This window comes from Streptomyces sp. NPDC001056 (assembly GCF_053598955.1).
On sequence record NZ_JBSFLI010000078.1, the window covers coordinates 1 to 3,948 of the forward strand.

The following is a 3,948-nucleotide window of genomic DNA, read 5'->3' on the forward strand; positions in this document are numbered from 1 at the left end:
ATCGCGACGACGGACGGCTCGTTGAGTACGATTCCGCGACCCCTGACGTACACCAGCGTGTTGGCGGTCCCGAGGTCGACAGCCATGTCACGGCCCGCGGGGAGAGGGGCGCCCCTCTGTGCGTCACCGTCGGCGGGTCAGCCGCTCACGCCCCGGCCGAGCTCCCAGAGCTGCAGCGTGGAGGAGGAGTTGACGGCGTAGGCGACACCCGTGATGTCGTCGCGGGCGGCGATGTACTGCTTGCCCTGCCACAGCGGGAGGACCGGGACGTCGTCCGCGACGATGTCCTGGATCTCGGTGAGGCTGTCCGCGGCCGAGAGGCGGTTGGCGTCGCGGCGGGACTGCGGGATCAGGGTGCGCTGGATGGCGCTGTTGGAGTACGGCGAGTTGAGGAAGTTGTCCTTGTCGAGGAACGGCGCGAGGAAGTTGTCGGCGTCGGGGAAGTCGGGGAACCAGCCCATGCCGTAGACGTCGTACTGGCCCTTCTCCTCGGCGGGGCGGAAGGTCTCCCAGGGGTGGCCCTGGATGGTGACGTCGAACAGGCCGCTGCCGTTGAGCTGCTTCTGCAGGACCTCGAACTCCTGCTTGGTGGCCGAGCCGTAGTGGTCGGTGGTGTAGTGCATGGTCAGCTTCACCGGGGTGGTGATGCCGGCCTTGGTGAGCAGGTCCTTGGCCTTGGCGGCGCTGGGGTTGCCGTACTTGTTGAAGAACGAGTTGGAGTGCCCGGTGACGGTGGCCGGGACCAGCGAGTACAGCGGCTCGGCCTCGGTGCCGTAGACCTTGGAGACCAGTTCGCCGCGGTTGATGAGCTGGGCCATGGCCTGGCGTACGGCCTTGGACTTCACGGTGGGCGCGCCGGTGTTGAAGGCGAGGTAGCGGATTTCGAGGCCCGGCATGTCGACGAGGTCGACGTTCGCGTCGCTGCCGGAGTCCAGCTTCTGGATCTGGGTGGGCGACATGGTGCGGGTCATGACGTCGATGTCACCCTTGTCGATGGCGGCGCCCATGGCGTCCGCGTCGGCGTAGGAACGCATCACGACCTTGTCGTTTTTCACCGTCTGGGCCCCCTTGTAGTGGGGGTTCTTGACGAAGGTGACGCTGACGATCGCGTTGTCCTTGACCTCGGCCTGGAAGGTGTACGGGCCGGAGCCGTCCAGGTGGAAGCCGTCGCGCAGGGAGTCCTTGGGGTAGTCCTTGGGGTCGAGGATGCCCGCGACCGGGGTGGACAGCTTGTACGGGAACGTGGCGTCGGCCGTCTTGAGGTGGAAGACGACCTCGCGGTCGCCCTGCGTCTCGATGGTGTCGAGGGTGTTCAGCAGCGAGGAGACACCGCTGTCGGCCTTGAGGTGCAGGGCGCGCTCGATGGAAAACTTCACGTCCTGGGCGGTCACCGGGTCGCCGTTGGCGAACGTGAGGCCCTCGCGCAGCTTGCAGGCGTAGCGCTCGCTGCCGCTGTCGGTGAAGCCGCAGCTTTCGGCGGCGTCGGGGACGGGGTCGCCCTCCCCCTTGGGCTCGGCCATGAGGGTCTGGACGGTCTGGCGCAGGAGGTTCCACGTGCCGACGTCGTAGCCGTAGGCCGGGTCGATGGGCGCGGGGGCGTCCTTGGTGATGGTGAACCGGTCCGTGGTGCCGACGACGATGGCGTCGCCGCCCTTGCTCCCGCTGCCCGATCCGCCGCACGCGGCGAGGACCGGGGTGAGCAGGCCGGCCACCGCCGGCAGCACCAAAGTCTTGCGGTTCATGCGGGGGTTTCTCCAGAGCTGTTCGGGTCCGTGTTTCCGGCATGCTTGGGTGGCGCGCGGCGGAACACGGGGGTTTCTTCGGCGATGTTCTCGCGACGAGATTAGTCCGCGCTCCGTGGGGCGTTCACAGCCGCGCGAGTTGACCCTTCATCACGCTGTGAAACCGGGCGTGGACACACCGAAAACCCGACAGCGGCAGGATTAGTGCAGCGTCTCACCAATCGGGACACAAAGGCCCGTCGATCCCGGTCGAACCGGGCCGGTCTGCACACTCGCCCGGCGTTGTCGAGGCCCGTGGCGGTGGCGAACGTCACATGCCCAACTATGCGGAGAGCCGGTCGAATTCGGCCGTGCGGGCTTGCCGCGAATTTCCCTGGACGCACTTCCGTGGATATTTGGCTGCCCCGACCAATGACCATTGCACGCTGGGTGAACGGCTAGGGCATTTCCGTCATCAAGCTGTGCAGAAATGCGAGGTCGACGTGTTCCAGGGAGGGGACGACGGTGCGTCGTTCGGCCGGGCCGATGGGGGCGAGGGAGGGTACGGCGACGACGCGGCAGCCCGCTGCCTCGGCGGCGGCGACGCCGGTGGAGGTGTCCTCGACGACGGCGCACCGGGCGGGGTGGGCGCCGAGTCCGGTGGCGGCGAGGAGGTAGGGGTCGGGGAAGGGCTTGGTGCGGGTGACCTCGTCGCCGGCGATGGACAGGGCGAAGTGGTGCGCGCCGAGGACGGTGAGGACGCGGTCGATGATGCGCCGGTGGGAGGCGGAGACGAGGGCGGTGGGGATGCCGTGCTGGTGCAGTTCGGCGAGCAGCCGGGCGGCACCGGGTTTGAGCGGCAGGCCGGTGCTGATGCGGTCCTCGAAGCCGTTGTTGAGCAGGACGCTGAGTTCGGCGAGGGTGATGTCGGCGCCGGTGGCCTCGATGAGGAAGCCGGCGCTGCGAGTCATGGGACCGCCGACGACGACGTGCTTCCAGGATTCGTCCAGGGTGTGGCCGAGAGTGGCGAAGATCTCCACCTCGACGTCCCACCAGAAGCCCTCGGTGTCCACCAGGGTGCCGTCCATGTCGAGGAGGACCGCCTGCAGGGCGGAGCCTTCGGCCGAACGGGTTCCGAGCGCGGGGACCGTACTGGTCATCCGGGCGCACCTCCTTGAGGGACGATCAGGCCGGCTCCCATGCGGGAACCGGCCTGCGGTGGACCGACCAGTGTACGACTCCGCCGGTCGATGCGCTTCGTTTATCACCCATGTGCCGGGGTACGCCGTAAAACACCCCGACAGGGTCCGGAGGGCGTTTCGTCATGCCCCCGGTACAGGACTCACCGGGCGTTGAAGTACTTCGCCTCCGGGTGGTGGATCACGATCGCGTCCGTGGACTGCTCGGGGTGGAGCTGGAACTCCTCCGAGAGGTGGACGCCGATCCGCTCGGGCTCCAGCAGCGTGGCGATCTTGCCGCGGTCCTCCAGGTCGGGGCACGCCCCGTAGCCGAGGGAGAAGCGGGCGCCGCGGTACTTCAGGGCGAACATGTCCTCGATGTCGGCCGGGTCCTCGCCGCCGAAACCGAGTTCCGTGCGGACGCGGGCGTGCCAGTACTCGGCGAGGGCCTCGGCCAACTGGACGGACAGGCCGTGCAGTTCGAGGTAGTCGCGGTAGGAGTTGGCCTCGAAGAGCCTGGCCGTCTCCTCGCCGATGCGGGAGCCGACGGTGACGACCTGGAAGCCGACGACGTCGGTCTCGCCGGACTCCTCCGGGCGGAAGAAGTCGGCCAGGCACAGACGCCGGCCGCGACGCTGGCGCGGGAAGGTGAACCGGGTGCGCTCGTTGCCCTGTTCGTCCAGGACGATGAGGTCGTCGTCCTTGGACACGCAGGGGAAGTAGCCGTAGACCACGGCCGCTTCGAGCAGGTTCTCCGTCTGGAGCCGGTCCAGCAGACCGCGCAGCCGGGGTCGGCCCTCGGTCTCGACGAGTTCCTCGTACGACGGTCCCTCGCCGGTGCGGACCTGCTTCAGCCCCCACTGGCCCTTGAAGAGGGCGCCCTCGTCGAGCCAGGACGCGTACTCCTTGAGCTGGATGCCCTTGATGACGCGGGTGCCCCAGAACGGCGGCTCGGGCACGGGGTTGTCGGTGGCCACATCGGAGCGGACGTGCCCCTCCTCCGGGCGCTCGGCCACCTCGGCGGCCGCCGCGGCCCGCACCCGGCGCTG

The 3,948-nt window shown here is 68.4% G+C and carries 4 protein-coding genes; all 4 read right to left on the minus strand.

What is annotated here, in order from left to right; translation table 11 throughout:
- On the minus strand, window positions 1-86 hold an 86-nt coding region (locus tag ACWDD7_RS37365; protein ID WP_450460676.1), incomplete at its 3' end, for a rod shape-determining protein.
- A 51-nt stretch (window positions 87-137) separates the two neighbouring features.
- On the minus strand, window positions 138-1,742 hold the full coding sequence (locus ACWDD7_RS37370; RefSeq protein ID WP_351881392.1) for an ABC transporter substrate-binding protein: 1,605 nt from the start codon (window positions 1,740-1,742) through the stop codon (window positions 138-140).
- A 437-nt stretch (window positions 1,743-2,179) separates the two neighbouring features.
- A complete protein-coding gene (locus ACWDD7_RS37375) occupies window positions 2,180-2,881 on the minus strand; it encodes an HAD family hydrolase (protein WP_351881389.1) in 702 nt (233 codons plus the stop codon).
- 182 nt (window positions 2,882-3,063) lie between these two features.
- A partial coding sequence (locus ACWDD7_RS37380; RefSeq protein ID WP_450460675.1) for a vitamin B12 dependent-methionine synthase activation domain-containing protein occupies window positions 3,064-3,948 on the minus strand: 885 nt, incomplete at its 5' end.